The sequence below is a fragment of the Paenibacillus aestuarii genome, assembly GCF_027789125.1.
GTDB classification, from domain to species: Bacteria; Bacillota; Bacilli; order Paenibacillales; family NBRC-103111; genus Paenibacillus_E; species Paenibacillus_E aestuarii.
Genome location: NZ_JAQFVF010000038.1, coordinates 1 through 18,030 on the forward strand (window position 1 = coordinate 1; position 18,030 = coordinate 18,030).

At 46.1% G+C, this 18,030-nt stretch carries 21 protein-coding genes and 1 rRNA gene; 16 read left to right on the forward strand and 6 right to left on the reverse strand.

The window, feature by feature from the left end; all coding sequences use genetic code 11:
* Nucleotides 1-204: 204 nt before the first annotated feature.
* The 7 genes from rrf to O9139_RS17500 all read left to right on the forward strand — a co-directional run bounded on the left by rrf (nucleotide 205) and on the right by O9139_RS17500 (nucleotide 6,428).
* Nucleotides 205-321 (forward strand): 5S ribosomal RNA (rrf, locus tag O9139_RS17470).
* 239 nt (nucleotides 322-560) lie between these two features.
* Nucleotides 561-1,568 (forward strand): AraC family transcriptional regulator, encoded by a 1,008-nt coding sequence (locus O9139_RS17475; RefSeq protein WP_270880756.1) that lies wholly within the window; start codon nucleotides 561-563, stop codon nucleotides 1,566-1,568.
* A 166-nt stretch (nucleotides 1,569-1,734) separates the two neighbouring features.
* Complete coding sequence (locus O9139_RS17480; RefSeq protein WP_270880757.1) at nucleotides 1,735-2,526, forward strand: SDR family NAD(P)-dependent oxidoreductase; 792 nt, start codon at nucleotides 1,735-1,737, stop codon at nucleotides 2,524-2,526.
* Between the two features lie 351 nt (nucleotides 2,527-2,877).
* A complete protein-coding gene (locus tag O9139_RS17485; protein WP_270880758.1) occupies nucleotides 2,878-3,957 on the forward strand; it encodes a metallophosphoesterase family protein in 1,080 nt (359 codons plus the stop codon).
* Nucleotides 3,958-3,996: 39 nt separating this feature from the next.
* Nucleotides 3,997-4,773, forward strand: coding sequence for a metallophosphoesterase (locus O9139_RS17490; protein ID WP_270880759.1), 777 nt, complete (start codon nucleotides 3,997-3,999; stop codon nucleotides 4,771-4,773).
* Nucleotides 4,774-4,833: 60 nt separating this feature from the next.
* Nucleotides 4,834-5,652: a class I SAM-dependent methyltransferase gene (locus O9139_RS17495; RefSeq protein ID WP_270880760.1), complete on the forward strand. Its 819-nt coding sequence runs from the start codon at nucleotides 4,834-4,836 to the stop codon at nucleotides 5,650-5,652.
* A gap of 128 nt (nucleotides 5,653-5,780) precedes the next feature.
* Nucleotides 5,781-6,428 carry a DUF1345 domain-containing protein gene (locus O9139_RS17500; RefSeq protein ID WP_270880761.1) on the forward strand — a complete coding sequence of 216 codons (648 nt, stop codon included), beginning with the start codon at nucleotides 5,781-5,783 and terminating at the stop codon, nucleotides 6,426-6,428.
* Between the two features lie 136 nt (nucleotides 6,429-6,564).
* Here the strand turns inward: O9139_RS17500 and O9139_RS17505 are convergent, their stop codons facing one another.
* Both O9139_RS17505 and O9139_RS17510 read right to left on the reverse strand, forming a co-directional pair.
* A complete protein-coding gene (locus tag O9139_RS17505; RefSeq protein ID WP_270880762.1) occupies nucleotides 6,565-7,143 on the reverse strand; it encodes a DoxX family membrane protein in 579 nt (192 codons plus the stop codon).
* An 89-nt stretch (nucleotides 7,144-7,232) separates the two neighbouring features.
* The gene (locus O9139_RS17510) at nucleotides 7,233-7,523 is read right to left on the reverse strand and encodes a hypothetical protein (protein WP_270880763.1); all 291 of its coding nucleotides are present in this window, start codon (nucleotides 7,521-7,523) and stop codon (nucleotides 7,233-7,235) included.
* A 313-nt stretch (nucleotides 7,524-7,836) separates the two neighbouring features.
* Between O9139_RS17510 and O9139_RS17515 the strand changes: the two genes are divergently transcribed.
* From O9139_RS17515 to O9139_RS17545, 7 genes are all read left to right on the forward strand, one after another.
* Entirely contained in the window at nucleotides 7,837-8,085 is a 249-nt protein-coding gene (locus O9139_RS17515) for a DUF5995 family protein (RefSeq protein WP_270880764.1), read from the forward strand.
* Between the two features lie 252 nt (nucleotides 8,086-8,337).
* Nucleotides 8,338-8,946, forward strand: a complete 609-nt coding sequence (locus O9139_RS17520; protein ID WP_270880765.1) for a DUF1349 domain-containing protein — start codon at nucleotides 8,338-8,340, stop codon at nucleotides 8,944-8,946.
* A gap of 197 nt (nucleotides 8,947-9,143) precedes the next feature.
* Nucleotides 9,144-9,470 carry a heavy metal-binding domain-containing protein gene (locus O9139_RS17525; RefSeq protein WP_270880766.1) on the forward strand — a complete coding sequence of 109 codons (327 nt, stop codon included), beginning with the start codon at nucleotides 9,144-9,146 and terminating at the stop codon, nucleotides 9,468-9,470.
* On the forward strand, nucleotides 9,467-9,691 hold the full coding sequence (locus O9139_RS17530) for a hypothetical protein (RefSeq protein ID WP_270880767.1): 225 nt from the start codon (nucleotides 9,467-9,469) through the stop codon (nucleotides 9,689-9,691). Before O9139_RS17525 ends, O9139_RS17530 begins: the two co-directional genes overlap by 4 nt.
* A gap of 373 nt (nucleotides 9,692-10,064) precedes the next feature.
* The gene (locus tag O9139_RS17535) at nucleotides 10,065-10,265 is read left to right on the forward strand and encodes a helix-turn-helix domain-containing protein (RefSeq protein WP_270880845.1); all 201 of its coding nucleotides are present in this window, start codon (nucleotides 10,065-10,067) and stop codon (nucleotides 10,263-10,265) included.
* A 110-nt stretch (nucleotides 10,266-10,375) separates the two neighbouring features.
* Nucleotides 10,376-10,522 carry a hypothetical protein gene (locus O9139_RS17540; RefSeq protein WP_270880768.1) on the forward strand — a complete coding sequence of 49 codons (147 nt, stop codon included), beginning with the start codon at nucleotides 10,376-10,378 and terminating at the stop codon, nucleotides 10,520-10,522.
* 157 nt (nucleotides 10,523-10,679) lie between these two features.
* The gene (locus O9139_RS17545; protein ID WP_270880769.1) at nucleotides 10,680-11,789 is read left to right on the forward strand and encodes a phosphodiester glycosidase family protein; all 1,110 of its coding nucleotides are present in this window, start codon (nucleotides 10,680-10,682) and stop codon (nucleotides 11,787-11,789) included.
* A gap of 110 nt (nucleotides 11,790-11,899) precedes the next feature.
* Here the strand turns inward: O9139_RS17545 and O9139_RS17550 are convergent, their stop codons facing one another.
* Nucleotides 11,900-12,241 carry an ArsR/SmtB family transcription factor gene (locus O9139_RS17550; RefSeq protein ID WP_270880770.1) on the reverse strand — a complete coding sequence of 114 codons (342 nt, stop codon included), beginning with the start codon at nucleotides 12,239-12,241 and terminating at the stop codon, nucleotides 11,900-11,902.
* A gap of 118 nt (nucleotides 12,242-12,359) precedes the next feature.
* On the opposite strand from O9139_RS17550, the gene O9139_RS17555 reads away from it, so the two are divergent.
* Entirely contained in the window at nucleotides 12,360-13,736 is a 1,377-nt protein-coding gene (locus tag O9139_RS17555) for an MFS transporter (RefSeq protein ID WP_270880771.1), read from the forward strand.
* 114 nt (nucleotides 13,737-13,850) lie between these two features.
* Nucleotides 13,851-14,510 (forward strand): SGNH/GDSL hydrolase family protein, encoded by a 660-nt coding sequence (locus tag O9139_RS17560; RefSeq protein WP_270880772.1) that lies wholly within the window; start codon nucleotides 13,851-13,853, stop codon nucleotides 14,508-14,510.
* 1 nt (nucleotide 14,511) lies between these two features.
* On the opposite strand, the gene O9139_RS17565 is transcribed toward O9139_RS17560, so the two are convergent.
* From O9139_RS17565 to O9139_RS17575, 3 genes are all read right to left on the reverse strand, one after another.
* Entirely contained in the window at nucleotides 14,512-15,588 is a 1,077-nt protein-coding gene (locus O9139_RS17565) for a Ger(x)C family spore germination protein (RefSeq protein ID WP_270880773.1), read from the reverse strand.
* Between the two features lie 305 nt (nucleotides 15,589-15,893).
* On the reverse strand, nucleotides 15,894-16,661 hold the full coding sequence (locus O9139_RS17570; RefSeq protein WP_270880774.1) for a GerAB/ArcD/ProY family transporter: 768 nt from the start codon (nucleotides 16,659-16,661) through the stop codon (nucleotides 15,894-15,896).
* The gene (locus O9139_RS17575) at nucleotides 16,654-17,994 is read right to left on the reverse strand and encodes a spore germination protein (RefSeq protein WP_270880775.1); all 1,341 of its coding nucleotides are present in this window, start codon (nucleotides 17,992-17,994) and stop codon (nucleotides 16,654-16,656) included. The genes O9139_RS17570 and O9139_RS17575 overlap by 8 nt, the downstream gene beginning before the upstream one ends.
* Nucleotides 17,995-18,030: the final 36 nt, after the last annotated feature.

The window sequence follows — 18,030 nt, forward strand, 5'->3', positions numbered from 1 at the left end:
TGGAAGTGCAGCAATGTATGGAGCTGACGAATACTAATCGGTCGAGGGCTTAACCTAATAGAGGGATCTTTGAACGGAGTTCAAAGTCTCTCAGAGTTGCTTCTTACTCAAAGAAGCAACACACTTTACGCAAGTTTCGTATCTAGTTTTCAGGGTGCAAGACGCTCTGAATAAGTAAAGATGTTTCCTGGCAGAAGCATCACGTTTGGTGATGATGGCGGAGGGGATCCACGCGTTCCCATCTCGAACACGACCGTTAAGCCCTCCAGCGTCGATGGTACTTGAACCGAAGGGTTCTGGGAGAGTAGAACGTTGCCAAGCATAGGGAAAAGCCTTTCATGAGATGATCTCATGAAAGGCTTTTTAATGTGAATTTTAATTAGAAAGATACATAAAAGTCCCCAAAAGCCATCGTCTAGTTTACTGACTATGGCTTTTTGAGTATATGCGAATAGCTGGTCAATGTCAGTGGACGATCGTGTGAAATTAGGATAGTTACTCGATCGTTCCTCTAAAATAATCACACGAATAGGTAAACAACTAAAGGAGATTCATATGTAATGAAACCTGACCATATAAAATTTCCGCCGGGATTTTGGGCGGGAGTACAACAATTAGGCATTGTCCCACACGAAGTAGCTCGTAAAGCGGAGCTGCCGCTCACCATAACAGAATCAGAGGCGGTCACCGCCGCCCAATATTTCAGAATCTGGCAAGCCTACTCCGAGCTCGGTGGTGATATTGCCACCGCCATCGTTCGGCTTGTAACCGTCTTTGAAGCGACACAGTACCCACCGACCGTCTTGGCGACCTACCATGCTCGTGACTATCGTGACGCTCTGAACCGAATGGTTCGTTACAAACAACTGTGCCCTCCAGAACGCTTGCGTATAAAGGAAGAGGGCGAACGCTGTACAATCGAATTGGAATGGATGCATAACGAGCAATCCGGACCGCCAGTGTTGGTTGGCGCCACGCTGGCTTTTCTTCTAGAGCTTGGGCGACGGGGCACGGGCCGGCCTTTAGTTGCACGATCTGTGGAATTGTCTCTCTCGATAGGCGATGTATCGGTCCTCGAAGCTTACTTCGGGTGCCCTATCCGGCTGGGTGCAACCGTTAACCGATTGACGCTGCATCGGAGAGATCTGGACCGCCCCTTTATTTCATATAACAAAGAGCTTCTGGAGATCCTGACTCCCGCATTGGATCGATCGTTGGATGAACAGTGCAGCCGTTCCCTCCCCGAGATGGTGAAGTGGATTTTGAAGCGCAGCTTGAGTGGAGGGCGCCTGGATATTCGGACTGTGGCAAGTGAGCTAGGCATGAGTGATCGAACCCTGCAGCGCCGTCTTACTGACGAAGGAACAACTTTCAAGCAGTTGTTGACACAGGCACGGCATGAACAGGCACGAGAATGCTTGGCTGACCCCAAGCTCGAAATTAAAGAAGTGGCTTTCTTAATTGGATATGAGGACCAGAACTCGTTTTACCGTGCCTTTCGCCTTTGGGAAGGCGATACGCCTTCAAATTGGCGTTCCGAATATTTTGCGGTAAACCCGCCGTCATAGCATTCCAGCCTAACACGCTTACAAAAGTGCTTTCATTTTCGGGCTTCCTTATTTGGCGGGTTAAACAAGAGATTTGGCGTTGCACGCTAGTTACCGAACGATCCGAATAAAGTAAGATGATCTCTATCCGGAGTACAGTGAATGACAACAAAAGGAGACATAAGTTATGGATATGGGATTAAGTAACAAAACCGCTTTAGTAACAGGGTCGACGAAAGGTATAGGGAAAGCGATTGCCATTGAACTCGCCAGAGAAGGCGTCCATGTCCTCGTGAATGGACGAAATCACGAGGAGGTAGAACGAACGGTAAATGAATTGAAGTCCGATTTCCCGTCTACCTCCCCTCAAAATGCTGCAGCCGATATTGTCGATAGGCAGCAAAGAGAAGCTCTATTCGAGCAATATCCCGATGTCGATATTCTGGTTAACAATATGGGGATTTATGAAATCATGTCGTACGAGGATGTTGACGATGAGGTATGGGAAAAATACTTCCGAACGAACGTTCTTGCCGCTAATGGCTTATCTAAATTTTATTTGCCTAAGATGTTGAAAAACAACGACGGACGAATCATCTTTATCGCAAGTGAGGAAGCGGTTATGCCTTCAGGGCAAATGCCTCAGTATGGTATGACTAAATCCATGTTATTGTCACTGTCCAAGAGCTTGTCTAAACGAACGAAAGGAACGGATGTCACTTCCAATACGATCATGCCAGGGCCAACGCTTTCGGAACATGTATATCAAATCATTGATAGTTTGTATCCTGATGATATGACATTTTCAGAAAAAGAGAAAAAATTTATGGCTGCAAACCTGCCCCAATCGGAAATACAGCGGTTTATCAGGCCTTTTGAAATAGGTAGGCTGGCAGCATTCTTATGCAGTCCTTATGCAACCGCATTTAAAGGTTCTCCAATCCGGATGGACGGGGGCATGGTGCCTACAATCTTTTAAGATAACAACCGCGTTTATATTCCTGTAGCCATATTAAGCTATCGGAAACGTTAGTCGAAGATCAACACATGAAGGCAGCCAGATGGCTGCCTTTTTCTCATTGATCTGGCTGAAAGAAAGAGCTCCGACCTGCATGGTATGCGCATCATATTCGACGCACCGAGTCACATCTTGTCAAATGCCATAAAGAGATTGTTTAGGGGGCCCAGAGCGTTCGTATAAGTTTAAGATGGCTCGAACATTCTGTTTACACTCAACAGTTAAGGTCTTCGTGAGGGATTTTACTACTGTTGGTTGAGGAGTGTGGACCATTTGACAACGGGATGGAAGACTTTGGGATAATCGGTATTGATGCTTGCGGTAAGCGTGTATTCCTCATCGGCCGAGACGGTTTCACAGTATGGGAATTACGTCGTCAGAGACGGTTTTTCGGAAAATAAGTCTTCTTACGTCTTGGAAAATGGTGCTCAGCTTCCGTCGGATGAGGCCAATTCCTTGAACAAAAGCGGGGAAAACCAGCCTTTGCTTAGTTTCCCAGTGCTCAGCGACATTCATGTGCAGTCCTGGGACGAGCAATCCAAGCGCAAGTTCGCAGCCGCACTGCAGGATTTGGATCAGATTAACCCGCATGCGGATACGCTCGTGATCAATGGCGATATGACGAATGGTATGCCGGCGGATTATAGAAAATTAGCTCAGATCCTAGTATCGAATCCGCACCCGGATCGAGTAGAATACGCAATTGGCAATCATGAGTTTTATGAAGCCTGGTTTGACGATAATAGGGCGTGGAGCTCGGAGACATTTCCGAACGGCGAGACGGAACAAGCCTCGATTGATCGCTTCCTCCAGTTGACAGGAGAGCATCATGTTTTTTATGATCGAGAGATCAACGGTTACTCGTTTATTTTTCTAGGGATGGAGCATTATCGGCAATCCGATCCGGCGAACTTAGAGGATGCATATCTATCCAAAGAGCAGTTGGACTGGCTACAGGCCAAGCTGCAGCTGAGCGCCAAAGCGGATGGACAGAAGCCGATTTTCGTATTTTTGCATCAGCCTCTGCCGAATACTGTGGCGGGTACGCGATTATGCTGCACGAACAACCGGGCTGTCATTCAGAACGAGGAGCTGCGGAAGATATTTTCACAATTCCCGCAGATCATCTTCTTTTCCGGCCATACACATTGGGAGCTGAAGCTTCCGGAAACATTCGTACGGGACACGTTTACGATGGTAAATTCAGCTTCGACCGAACAACTCTGGACAGATAACGGCAGCGGTGGTGAAGTGGAAATGGGGCCGGACGAAAGTCAAGGACTTTACGTAGAGGTATATCCAGACAAGGTGAAGATAAAAGGCCGCGACTTTTACCGCCAGAGCTGGATCCCAGAAGCACAATTCGAAGTGCCTGTTGGCAAAATTAGATGACGGGTTTGAAGGTATTCCATTTTGGTGAGGAGGATGCTTTTGGAAGGAAATTTATTGAACTGTCTTTACTTATTCTTAGTTCTATTTATTTGCTATTTAATCTTTATCTTACCAACACAATGGCTAAAAATTGAGCGAGTAAAATATGCTCTTAATTTAAATGTGAGAATCCTGCAAATAAGTGATTTGCATGTTGAAAGATTAAGAATTAGTCCATCCAGAATAGCCGCTATCATTAATGATGAAAAACCCGATTATATATTTATTACTGGTGATTTTACCAAATACCGAAAAAGTCTTCCTAGACTAGAAGAGTACTTAAGAGCTATGACTATTTGTAACGTGCCTATATATTGTGTTCTTGGAAACCATGATTATCAGCAGAAAAATGTCATAGATATTGTCAAGCTTCTAAGAAAATATGGGCTTCATTTGTTGAGAAACGAGTCACTGCATTTAGAACGATTTGAATTAATTGGAATTGATGATTTCGATTCAGGTAAGAGTGACATTGAAGCAGCTTTTAAAGCTGTTGATGTTCGTAGAACTAAGCTCATAATTACCCACGATCCTAACGTAGTACTGCATCTAAATAAAAACTTTGACTATTTAATGGCCGGACATCTCCACGGTAAACAATTCAATATTCCATTTTTCTTTCATATCAAAAACGCAGGTAAGCTGCCTAGAATGGGGATTTATAAGGGATTACATAAATATCAATTTGGGGCTTACTACATATCTAAAGGTATTGGGCAAACAGGAGTCAATGCAAGACTTTTTGTCAGAAGTGAAGTAACCATGCATTATTTATAAGAGACAGCGGCGGCTAAAACTATTTCCCGAGTCTCAGCTGCCTACACTTTGAGAGACGAGGTGAATAACCTGACTGATTATACGAAGAGTAACCGCGTGCATTGGAACGCCCGCACTGCAGTCAATGCCGCTAGTGCAGCCAGATACGATATCGAGGGGCTAAAGGCAGGTAAATCCACCCTAACCCCGATTGAGCATGAGGAACTGCGTGATTTGCCGGGTAAGTCGTTGCTACACCTCCAGTGTCACTTTGGTTTGGATACGCTCTCCTTGGCTCGTCTCGGTGCGCACGTTACTGGCGTAGATTTTTCCGAGGATGCGATTGCAATCGCTGAGCGGTTGAGCCAGGAAACAGGGCTAAATGCGCGTTTTCTCTGTTCGGATATCTACGGGCTGCCCCAGGTACTCGAAGATACGTTCGATATCGTCTTTACGTCAGGCGGCGTCTTGTTTTGGCTCTCCGATCTTGATCGGTGGGCGAAGATCATCGCGCATTTCCTCAAACCAGGTGGCGTCTTGTACCTACAGGAGGAGCATCCGTTTCTCAATGTCTTTGATGATGCTGCAGATGTGACGGATTTGCACACACGTTACCCTTACTTTCATACGGAGCAACCACTTAAGATCGAGGGCCTCCTGCCATATTCTGATCCAGCGACCGACCAGCGGACTGTTGAATATGTCTGGAGCTACAGTTTCAGCGATATCCTGAATGCTCTGATTGGTGCTGGTCTGCGTTTGGACTATCTCCATGAGTTTTCTCATGGTGGCAACCGGCGTTTCCCGTTCATGGCGCAGGGCGAGGATGGACGGTGGAGATGGAACGACGCTACCAATAATATTCCACTCACGTTCTCGCTGCAGGCCACAAAGGTATGACGGAGGTAACAAGTTAGTCTTCCTATCGCCAGCTGTTGTAAGGATGTACGATGAGGGCGAGAAAAATCTTTATCTTGAAAAAGAAACGGCTACGACATTGGAATTGTTTTAATAATGGGGGTTCTAACATGAAGAAAATCTCAATATCGATGCATGAGATACCCAAGAACATCCGGATTCCTCGATGGTCTTTTCTAATCGCAATACTCATCATCGGTGTTATGCTTGCTTCTTTACCTGAGATGTTAACGGTTGGTCCGAGTTGGATTATTCCCGCACTTTCGTTTTTTTTCCTGGTGCCGCTAGTTTATACTGTGGCTAGAGGCCATCATGCGTTTACTCGATTTTTTACTTTTATCATAATCAGCATCATGACATTAGGGCTTATAAGCAGTGTAATATTCTTGATTCATACTTTGTTTGCCCATTTAGCTGTTGCATCGAGTTTGTTTCGAAATGCGGCTCTCTTGTGGGTTGCAAACATTATTGTTTTTACAATTTGGTACTGGGAAGTTGATCAAGGGGGGCCGATTCGTCGTCACACAGGGTACACCCAGTCACCAGATTTTCTTTTCCCGCAAATGACGGAAGGATGGACAGATTGGAAGCCAAGCTTTTTCGATTATTTATTTTTAGCTTTTAATACGAATACAGCATTCAGTCCAACCGACACATTAGTGATGTCGGGGCGCGCAAAGTTGCTAATGATGACTCAAGCTGCTATATCTTTGGTCATCCTTGCTGTTTTAGCTGCCCGTGCTGTAAATATAGTATGAGAGTTAAACGATAAAGAAGCTGATCTCGCAAACGAGGTCAGCTTCTTTCCAGTGGATACAAGAGATTGACCGCATAATTAGCAATGTCTATTCTTCGCTGTCGTATTGATCCGGATACTCTCAGCTTATAGTTGTTCTACTGATTTATACTTGCTGACGAGCTTTTGCTGTGCCATGGTGTACCCAAATATCGCAGTGCCCAGCGGTCAAGCCCATACCAACCGGCAATTTTCCATGCTAGCACGAGCCAGGTCGTTAAAACAAAGAGTAGTGGATTGCTACTTAAAGTGCCGGCAAACAAATAACTGGCATTCATCATTCCACCAAAAAATGCTGCAATTCCGGTAAGAAGGCCAAGGATTAAACCGAGTCCTACCAATACTTCTCCATAGGCCACCATGTAAGCAAACAATTTGGAGTGGGTAAGGACGACATCTTGTAGAAAGGTCGCGTACCACCAGCTAACATCCTTACCGCTCTCGGCTTTCGTCAAAGAGCCTTTGACAAAGCTTTCAAGGGCAACTCCGCTTTTGGCTCCTACCCATGTGTCGGCGGTGATTTTGTGCCACCCCGCCAGGATCCATTCATATCCGACATACAAACGGATTACCAACCAGATCCAAGCTGCCCGGGTATCGCTAAGTAAAAATCGGGAAACGGGATTCTCGGGAACTATTACATGCTTTTCTTGAAGCTGTACAGAACTCTTTTTCATTCTAGAACACCTCCTTTAATATCTAAAACGAACATGTGGATATCTTCAATCTCCCATACCAAATTTCAGTTAAGATTTAGTCAGAAAGATCAAAATTTTGTTTTCAGCAAGTTTTTTGCTAAATTTTCTATAATAACATCCCGAAGGCCGTTTTCTTCCTCATCCAGAACATGAATCAGATAGTCTTCTCCCGGCTTAGAAGCTTTAAAGATAACATGCTCTTTGTCGATGAGTACAACCTCATGACCGCAATCCGTGAGACATTGCTGAAAGTCCGCCAAGGTCGGTTTCTGATTTTCCTCTAAGAGAATAATGCCTCTCAGCAAAGAAGTTCTGTCATGATGGATGACTTTGAAATGGATGGTAATTTCTTTTTTCACAGTCAGTTCAACTCCTTATTTTAACTTCCCTGTTTACGTTACCAATCCCGTGAGGAAACGGCTGTGAGAAATGTCACAGTAACATATCATATTCGGCCTAAGTTGTCCGGTTCATGTGACACAAAAGAGTTCCCAACTAAGCGGCAATATAGGATTTTATTTATCAGTCCAAGGCTACCGCTGTTTCTGTTTCCAAGCCAGTCTAATACTTATTAAGCTCACTGAGGCACGCAATAAATGTTGATTTCTAGCATACGAATATTATGGTGCTGTTTGTTTTATTAGCATCGACCGAGCCTCGGGGAGGAGTACCATGGAATTCGTACGCAATCAAGTTGAGCAGGTGCAAACCATGAATCACGTCATCGATGTGATGAGGCAGCGGCTTCATGTTTTCCAGGAATCTGGAGACCATCGGGCCGTATTTCAGCGTGCCTATTTGTTGATGACACAGGAGATGCAAAGGCGTCTTGTATCCGGCTTTTTCCATGATACCGTTTGGATGGAGCGTGTTTTAGGGGGAATGGTTTACAGCAATCCATGTTGCAAAGACCCTTACTAGATGCCAAAACAAGAGGGTGCAATCTGATTGTTGCTCAATGTGAGTTTGGTACAACTGCATTTCGAAATTTGCAGAGATCAGGATTTCGGGTTGCCTTCACAAAGTCTGTATGGAAACGCTCAAGTATGGCTCAAATTCCGTAGTATTTTTATGGTTAAACGAACAGGAACAAAATCGCTCTCCCTCTGTTATAATCACACTAGAAATACACTATGTTAAATATACTATATGAATGGGTGGCGATGGTTTGGTATGAGTCTTTTTAATAACTGCGTGGGGAAGAGACTAAATGGTTCTCTTAAATGGATGAATGAACCACATGAATGGGAATTTTCCGAACAACATTCACTTCAGATTACCGCGCCTCCTCGTGCTGACTTTTTCCATAACCCAACACAGGAAAGTAGAAAAAATTCCGCTCCATTCCTATATACGACAACAAATGAAAATTTTATTTTAACCACGCGGGTCAGCGTAGACATACGCGACCGGAATGACTCCGGGTGCCTGATGGTAATGGCAGACGAGAATAACTGGGCCAAGTTATGTTATGAGAATTTCAGAGGTCGACCTTCTATTATTAGTGTTGTAACTAAAGATATTTCAGATGATTGTATCGGTGACTATGTCGGGCATACAAACCCCTTCTTAAGGGTATCTCGATACGATAATTGTATAGCTTTTCATTATTCTCTAGATGGTAATGAATGGGCATTAGTGCGGTATTTTGGGATGAATAATATCCAAAGTTTAAAAGTCGGTGTAGTTGCGCAGAGTCCAGTTGGTGACGGATGTGTCGTGCAGTTCGATTACTTGCACCTCCTTCCTAATACGAATGCAGATGTAAGAAATATAAAATAATAAAATTTTTACTTTCCTCAAACTTAAGTCATACACCAATGCAAGTGAACTCATAAAAAATTCTAGGGAACAGACCGCCATGGCCGGCAACTGATCCCTTTTTCTTTAAAGTAACAGAGTTCAGGGCAATAATGCTTATTCATAAATTCAGGATTGTTGAGTTACAATAATGGAAAATTTTAAAGGAGAGTATATACATGATCGTCGTTACGACTGAAAGTATTCCGGGATATAAAGTCAAAGAAGTCAAAGGGATGTGCTTTGGACTGATTGTTAGGAGTCGCGGGCTTGGCGCTGACATCATAGCAGGATTCAAAGGTTTGGTGGGAGGCGAAATCAAACAGTTCACAACGTTGCTAGAAGATCTCAGAAAAGAATCCATGGACCGCTTGGTGCAAAATGCTCAGGCAATGGGCGCGAACGCTATTGTGATGGTCCGCTTTGATTCGGGGGAAATTGGGAAAACGATGGGTGAAATTGTAGCATACGGCACCGCCGTAGTGATTGAAAAAGAGAGAGAATGAACTGGATCCTAGGTTATTATGGCGTTCAGTTCGTTATTGTTCTGGTGATCATTATTTTATCTGTGCTAATCTATGACAAACGCTACAAAAAAAGAAAATCCGGGGATATTCCCAAGGGGTTTATCCGCACGGAGGAAGTTAGTGTAGATCCCGTTACGCATGAAAAGCAGCGAGTTTATTATAACCCAGAGACAGGAATTCGAATATATGTTCGCGAATAAATCGAAAACAGCTCTTCTCAATCCGACCGTCTCCAATTTTTGTTAGAATTGTGGAATAGAATAAAGTGGGCGTAACAAGAAAGATAGCTGCATCATTACGCATGAAGGCAGCCATCGGCTGCCTTTTTTCAACTACAGAGGAGGATAAAATCAAGTGAATAAATTTTTGGGTTTTTTTATTGTTTTATACTTAGGTAAACAAAAATGGTTGCATAAGTAAAATTAAGTGATATAATTACAGAATGGGGAACGGCATGAGAACAGGCTTTTCGGGGGATACAACATACAAGCAGGTCTTGTATTTCCTTTCTATAAGTGTTGTCTCATGTTTACAAAAGTGAACATTGAAGGGAGCTGCAGCAAAATGAGAATTATGGCTAGAACCGATGTTTTCATCAAAGCACGCATCATTAAGGGATACTCACAAAGAGATTTGGCGAAACACACGGGTTTAAGCCATTCGTACATCAGTTTGCTGGAACGGTCCCTCAAGTCCGTGGGTCCTGCAACAGCTCGCAAGTTAAGTGATGTGCTCGGGCGGGACATAGAGGATTTATTTAGAATTGAGGTTTAGATTTTGGTCGAGCAAGAAATGATCAGGTGTTCACTTCATGGCTGCATGGGGTGGACGCTTTCTTTTGTAGCGTTAGATGTCCCAGTCACAAACAGCCCTAAGGCGGGGAAGTGAAGATTGTGGAGCTGCAGGGCACCGAGGGATCGGCGCCGGCGATTGAGCGGAGACAAGGATTCGAAGAAGTGTTGTCGCAGAATATGGAAATCCGGGTTATCGCACACACCGCGAAACGGGATATTTCTACACGAAAATATTGATGAACAAAGTAAAGTACAGTTTTCTCAGGCGATGAGAGAGCTGTATTTTTTTGTTGCAAATCGTTGGCACCTATTGGCATTGGCTTTTTCATTCTTTCTTAAGGATTGTGTTTTAGAATGTTTAGGATCGCTTGCAGAACATAAAGAGGTGTAGACAATGAGTGACTTACAAAGCTATCCATTAGCTCGGCAAACAGGGGCCAAGCCTGTCATAAAGCGAAAGCGCAAATCTAAACTGGGCCTCTTGGCTCTATGTTTCGTCCTGTTGGGAGGTCTGTTTCTCGGCTGGTTTTATTTCACGCCGTCCGGTACGAATTGGCGGTATATGCTTGCCGATACGATCATTACGTCGCAGCATCGCGACTATGCGAAATATTTGATCGGACAGAGCGAGCTGGACCGGCGCACAGCGGACTACGCGAAACAATTTGACAACATGGGATTGGTGAAGGATGACCACGATGTGAGTCCAGATACCAGTACCGCCAATAACGCCGTCACGGTTGAGCCTGTGACCGGGAAAAATTTTAAAGGCTATATGATGTTTGTTCATAATCCCAAAATGATTCGAGTGGTCACGACGAGCTTGCAAGGGCAAGGAGAGCAGATCCTCAGCATGGTTCAGCGGACAGGCGCGATTGCCGGTGTGAATGGCGGCGCCTTTGACGATCCGAACTATGATGGCAACGGTTTTCGGCCGATTGGGGTCGTCATGTCGGGAGGCAAGCTCTTGTATAGTGACGGCGGCATGGAGGATCCTGTGAATGTGGTCGGCCTGGACCGCGATGGCGTTATGGTGGCCGGGCGCTACAAACCATCTGAATTGGTAAAGATGGGTGTGGAAGACGCCGTCACATTCCAACCTAAGTTTATCGTGAATGGCAAAGGGTTAATTAAAAATGAAGCGGACGGCTGGGGCATCGCCCCGCGCACATGCATGGCGCAAACGAAGGACGGCACGATCATCTTCCTCGTCATCGACGGCAGACAGCCCGGCTACTCCATCGGTGCGACGTTGTATGAAGCGCAGCAGCTTTTGCTGGCCCAAGGCGCTGTAACGGCTGCCAATCTGGATGGCGGTTCATCCTCCGTACTCGTCAAGGATAACGAGGTCGTGAACAAGCCATCAAGCAGTTACGGCATGCGATACTTGCCGACGGCGTTCCTCGTTTTTGATCATCCCGAAGCCGTGAATGTTCCGAATATATGGAGCGGTGTGGATATGTCGCATTTTAATTCGTCGATCAAGCCTTTTGCTTCTAATTAATATGCCCGCGGAAGAGACGTCTATCCGAACGTAAAAAAGAGGTTGTCCCCAATCGTAGATCAACATCTACATGCGGGACAGCCTCTTTATTTTTATGCCAAATGAGTCAATCATGACTCTGGATTCAGGAGCTTTTGCTTCTCGTCGGAAGCTTCATACGCATCAAGAACAGCCGCCAGCAGCCCAGGAAAGCGAGTTTCCAGATCTTCGGTTCTTAGCGAGACTAGCCGCAGCGTTCCTTGAGAGCGAACATTCACAACGCCGGCTTCGCGCAGCGTGCGCGTGTGATGCGACAGCGTGGACTTCACGACTGGGACTTCAATATCGCCACAAGCGCTTTCACCTATACGGTGAAGCTCGGAAACCATTAATAAGCGCACAGGGTCGCTTAAGGCATATAGAACAGTGGACAAGTGGATATCTGCGCGGTCTGGATGAAATAGGAACTTCATATCCTAGGCCTCCTTCTTTAAGTTTCCTGATTGAATTATAACACAAAGCATGTTATTATTCTATTGTTCGAAGATTATCGAACTAATGAAATTAAAAACACGGAGGCGAAACATCCCTATGCAAAACAATGCTGAAAAAAGCTATGCGCCAAATAAAGGCGCAATGAGAGAAGATGTTGTCACCCTCCTGCTGGGCATAACGATCGTACTCGTGATTATGAACACGATGATGTTTAATCTCGCTTTACCGGACGTAGCCAAAGCATTCCAGCTCTCGGCTTCCTCCACATCGTGGATCGTGACGGGCTACTCCATCGTCTTTGCGATCTCGTCGATTACGTACAGCCGCTTAGCTGATTTTATCCCGATCCGCCGGCTGTTCATCATCGGCCTGTTGTCGCTCAGCCTTGGAGCTATTGCCGGACTGTTCAGCAGCAATTTTGTTATGCTGCTCATCGTCCGGATCGTGCAAGCGTCCGGAGCAGGCTCGATCCCGGCGCTGTCGCTAGTGCTTTTGTCGCGGTACATCCCTATTGAACGCCGGGGTAAAGCGATGGCCTTGATTATGTCATCCGTCTCGCTTGGTCTCGGATTAGGACCTGTGGTAGGCGGAGCGATCGTCGAGTTTCTAGGGTGGCACCTGTTGTTCGTCGTGACTGCGATCACGATCCTGTTAGTTCCGTTCTTTCTGAAGCTCATTCCCAAAGAAGAGCTGCGCAAAGGCTCTTTTGACGCAGCAGGCGCAATTTTTCTTGCTGTGGGAACGACGGGTCTGCTGCTGTTCTTAACGAATCATTCCTGGATCACATTGGCGGCTGGTGTTCTTGCCCTTATTCTATTTATTGTACGCATCCGCACGGCCAAAGATCCGTTCGTCCTGCCGGCATTATTCCGCAACCGTTCCTTTCTTATTCTAGGCGCGGTAGGTATCGCGGCGTACCTGTGCAGCTTTGCGACGCTGTTTCTTATGCCGCAAATTTTGGTTAAACAATACGGTCTCAGCGCCATCCAAGCTGGATTTGTTATTTTCCCAGGCTCGTTCCTGGCTATGATGGTGTCCCGCCAGGCAGGGCGGATCATTGATTCGCGCGGCAACAGCGCGATCATCCGGTACGTTCCGCTGTTCCTGCTGGCGTCGGTTGTACTCTTCGCGTTGTTCGAAGGCGTGTCCTTCCTCGCGATCTTGTTCATCTATATCATCATGAGCATCAGCTTCACGATCTTGACCAGCAGCATCTCCAATGAAATGTCGCGATTGCTGCCGGCTCCTCAGATCGGCTCCGGGCTCGGCCTATACCAGCTGCTGCAATTTTTCAGTGGCGCCTTCGGTGTCGCGATGTCGGCCAGCGCCCTCGTCTGGCAAAAAGATTTGGCGCTGTCGCATGCCTTTAGCAACATCTACTGGGGATTGACGATTATCGTGATCGTCTCCATTATTTGCGCTATCGGATATGTGCGAGCGGCTTGGCGGCAGCAGCAGAGCTTCTCGAATTAAACCAATGCTCATAAAAAAGGCTCAAGTTCTCTCCATCTTTGGAGGGAACTTGGGCCTTTTGTCAAATATATTCCTAGTCATTCTAAAATCATGGAGAGGTTAGGTGATTCGTTTATGAAAGTTGAACATACGGTTGAAATCCTGTTCCAAGGGGATTCGATTACCGATTGCAGTCGTAACCGCGACGATGTGTGGAGTCTTGGACGCGGCTATCCCAATCTGATTGCCGCTGAGCTCGGCTACCGGCTGGCGGAATCCCAGCCGGCGTTCATGAACCGTGGAATCAGCGGCAACCGCGTATCTGATTTATACGCGCGCTGGAACGAGGACGCCATCTATTTGCAGCCGAAGCGGCTCAGCATTCTGATCGGCGTGAACGATGCCTGGCGCATCATGGACAACCTGCCGACCGGCGCAGCGGACCGGTTCGAGAGCGCTTACCGCCATTTGTTGCAGGTGACGAAGCCGTATTTACCAGAAACCGGTCTGATTCTCATGGAACCGTTTATTCTGAACTGCGGAGTGCCCGCGGCCAAATGGAATGAATGGAAGGCGCTGATTGCAGGTTATCAAGCGACTGCTCGTCAATTAGCCGCTGAATACGATGCGGTATGGGTGCCGCTGCAAGCGCGTTTCGAAGCGGCTTGTTCCCGCGCTGATGCTGCGTATTGGATCGCCGACGGTGTGCATCCCACGGCCGCGGGCCATCAGCTGATCGCGGATGCTTGGTTGGAGGCTGTGCAGAGCAGCAAGCTCGCTTTTAGTGGACTGTAAATTAGTCCGCGCTTATTTTCAGATATCCTTCATTTTGGATATCCGTTACGATTCGGAGCGATAATTCCAGATTCGGGAAATAGTCCGTTCGCCAGCGAACTAATTCCTGTCGCGGAATTTTGTTGCGGAAATGCTGCCCGATGCCGAGAATGTCAGCTTTGCTTTTCTGAATTTTGTTGAATAATTGTTGAAACCGTAGCGTGAGCAGTTTATCAATCTCTTGTTTAATGACCGCCGAAGTTGGATTTCCCCGTGTTTCCAGAATGACGACTTTCAACTTCATCTGGCTTTGCATATAGGGCTTATTATTGGTAAGGCTGGTTGTGTGCTTTAAGGAATTGTGGACAATCAGAACGCTGGCATGATCCATCACTTCAATTTTTCCCTGTGTGCTCTGTTCGTTAAAGGCATTGAACAAGAGGGTTTCATCGGGAGTGATGCGCTCGATCATTTTCCCATTCTTAATCACGGCTGAACCCGTATAATCACATATGGTGCTTGTCCCCGCTTTGATCATCGGAATCGCAACGTCACGCGTGTAGGAGTGAATGCTGCGGTACACTTGCCAAATAGGGGATATAGAGATTTGCGGGTTCCAGCCAGCATTTTTTTCGAAAAAATTATAAAGTGTCATCCCTTTGGGATCGATTGTTTTGTTCAAGTGGTTAAAAAAGTCGTTTAGATCTTCGTCACAAATCACAATATAGGCCTTGTCCGATATTTCCTCACTACGCATAAAGCCGGAAATCGCATCTTTCATCCCCCGCTCGGCGAGCTTCCTTTCCAAAATGATGACCTTGATATGAAGCAAATCAACTTGCTTTTCCAAGTTTACACTGATTTTGTCAATCGCTTGATTGATCGTTTTGCCGGTCTCACTGATCATTTTAATTTCAACGGAATCGTGGATCAATTCCGGGACCTGCATAATAATTTTATATTCATGATCCGTCAGCGATACCCCCATAATGAGCGGCAGTGTGCGGTGGTTGATGTCCTTATTGTCCCAGCATCCGCTGAGCAGCCCCATGATACTTAGAAGCATGATGATCCGGCCGGTCCATTTAAGCATGCTCATGACGCATCTTTCTCCTCGAACGTAGCCCTAAATAATAGATAGACAGCGGAACGGCGATTAGGCAGTAAAACCTCAGAGGCGCATTCCATATAAAAAGAGTCTCCACTTTTTTCCAGTCAGGAACGAATAAGCAAAGAATATAAATGACAACCGCAATTCCTTGTGTAATATATATTTGCTTAATGGAAGGTTTACAGCAGTTGACGATACGGCTTGTCATCCACAAGATTAACGAGGTAAAAAGCATAATGAACGTAATTAAAGTAAACAGGAAAAACATCGTAATCCGGTCAAAAATCAGCCAATTAATTTGCAGTGAGTCGATTACAACCACATAAGGGAAGTGCAGGGTGACCGCCGTGTTCTGTGAGAACAGGCACATAAACCGAGAAAACGAAAAAATGGATGAGAGCGGCAGCTGTCAGGTAAACCTTTTTGTCTTTATAAGGAAAATGGGGCCTGACGAATCCAAGAAATAAAAAACTGCCTGCAAAGGCAAAGAAGCTTTGATAATAGTCCGGTTTTGTCCAAAATGAGAAATCGTTCTCGTACAGCGGAAAGACGTAGTTCCAGTCGACATTCTGAAAGGAAGCCAGGAAGATCAGCAGGATCAGGGGAAGAAAAAGCAGCCCTAGCAGCAAGCCCGTGCGAAAGATCGTTTCCACGCCTTTACCCGCAATATAAGTCGCCACGAGCAGCAGTAAGATCATAATCGCCCAGAGCGGTGTGTTGGATAAAAAAACGATCGAAATAATTTCGGAATAGGCACGAATGGTAATGATATTGACCATCAAGAAGTACAAAGCGATCGGCAGTAAAAAAAGGAGGGAGACTCCGAGGCCGGTGCTGCTGTATATATCGATGATATCCCTGCCGGGAAAAAAGTTGAGCCCCTTCATATAGACAGCAATGAAGATAAGCTGAACAGCAAGCCCGCTCAGGATGGCGATCCAATGGACGGCGTCCGTACTGGCGATTATATTTTCCGGATACATGAAAAAAATTAGCCCAAAATGCATGATAAGATACATGAGCATGACATAGTGGCTTTTATCCATGATTGCTTTATCCATGATTGCCTCTCTCCTTCATCTGTGTCGTGGAAGTATAAGGGATTCCAAATGTGTTAAGGCTCGACAGATAAGCGCAAATAATGACGACGCCTGCCAGAATGCCGAGTACGCCGTAGATCGCAGCCAATATGAGCAGCAAATATTTAAACAGCCGAATTGAGAGTGAATTCTGAAATCCGACGACCGTTGAGTTCGCGATCGTTGTGGCAGCAAGAATAATAATGAGGAGATTGCTGACCAATTTGGCGGCAACGGTCGCTTCGCCGAGTATGATCCCGCCGACCATCGTAATCGTCGGACCGATACTCCGGGGAAGCCGAACGCTGGCTTCCATAATTAACTCCAGAATGAGCAGGATCAGAATGATCTCCACGAGCGCCGGGTACGGGACACCTTCACGACTTTGCGCGACAGTAAGCGCAATCTCGATGCGCAGCACTTCAGGATTCACAGCCACAAGGGCGACGTACAAAGCAGGGACGATCAAGGTCATTAAGACGCCAACGATGCGTAAGGAACGCAAAATGATCATTAGGGGAAGCGAATAATTATGATCGTTGTCCAGGCAGAACATGTCCCATAGCAGGTTGGGAAGGATGAGCGCAAAGGGGATCCGGTCTACGAAAATCACGACTTTGCCTGTCTTCAGGGAGTGAGAGGCTTCTTGCGGCATCTCAGTTGTTTTAAATTTGGCAACGGAGCTCCAGGGGGATAGCCCCAACGTACGTGATAAGTCCTGGATATGATTGATATCATGGTCAATATAGGTCTCGAATTGCCCGATGATCTGCTCGACCAAGGCCATATCGACATGGCCATCGGCGTACAGCAAAGCGATCCTCTTCTGCTGATTCTGTCCGACGGAGAACGATTTCACTCGCAGACTTTCCGAAGAGAATTGTTTTCTGGCAATACCGATATTATGATCAATGTCCTCCACGAAAGAGCTTGACGTGCCCTGCAGCACATTTTCGTTCGTGGGGGTATCAAATAAACGCGTTAGCAAATTGGGGACGGGCTCAGCAACGACATACTGCTGTACTTGCTCGAAATAAATAATAAGTTTGCCATCATACACCGATGAGGCGATATCTTGCAGATTGATGCCCCGCACTTCGCCTAACATTTGCATGAGAGCCCCATCCGAAAGAGCGGTATGGTTGGAAATCGCTTGATCCAAATATTGATGCATGAACGAACGGCTGCGCGTCATATCGATCAGCGATTTCAGACCTATCAAGTAGACAGGCCGATCCGCGAAAAAATCCCGTTGTAAAAAGAAATCGTCGTTATCCTCGAATTTATATATGAGGTCCTGCAACGTCTGATCCACGCTTCGGATCTCTCCTTTGCATCCTGATTCTGGTTA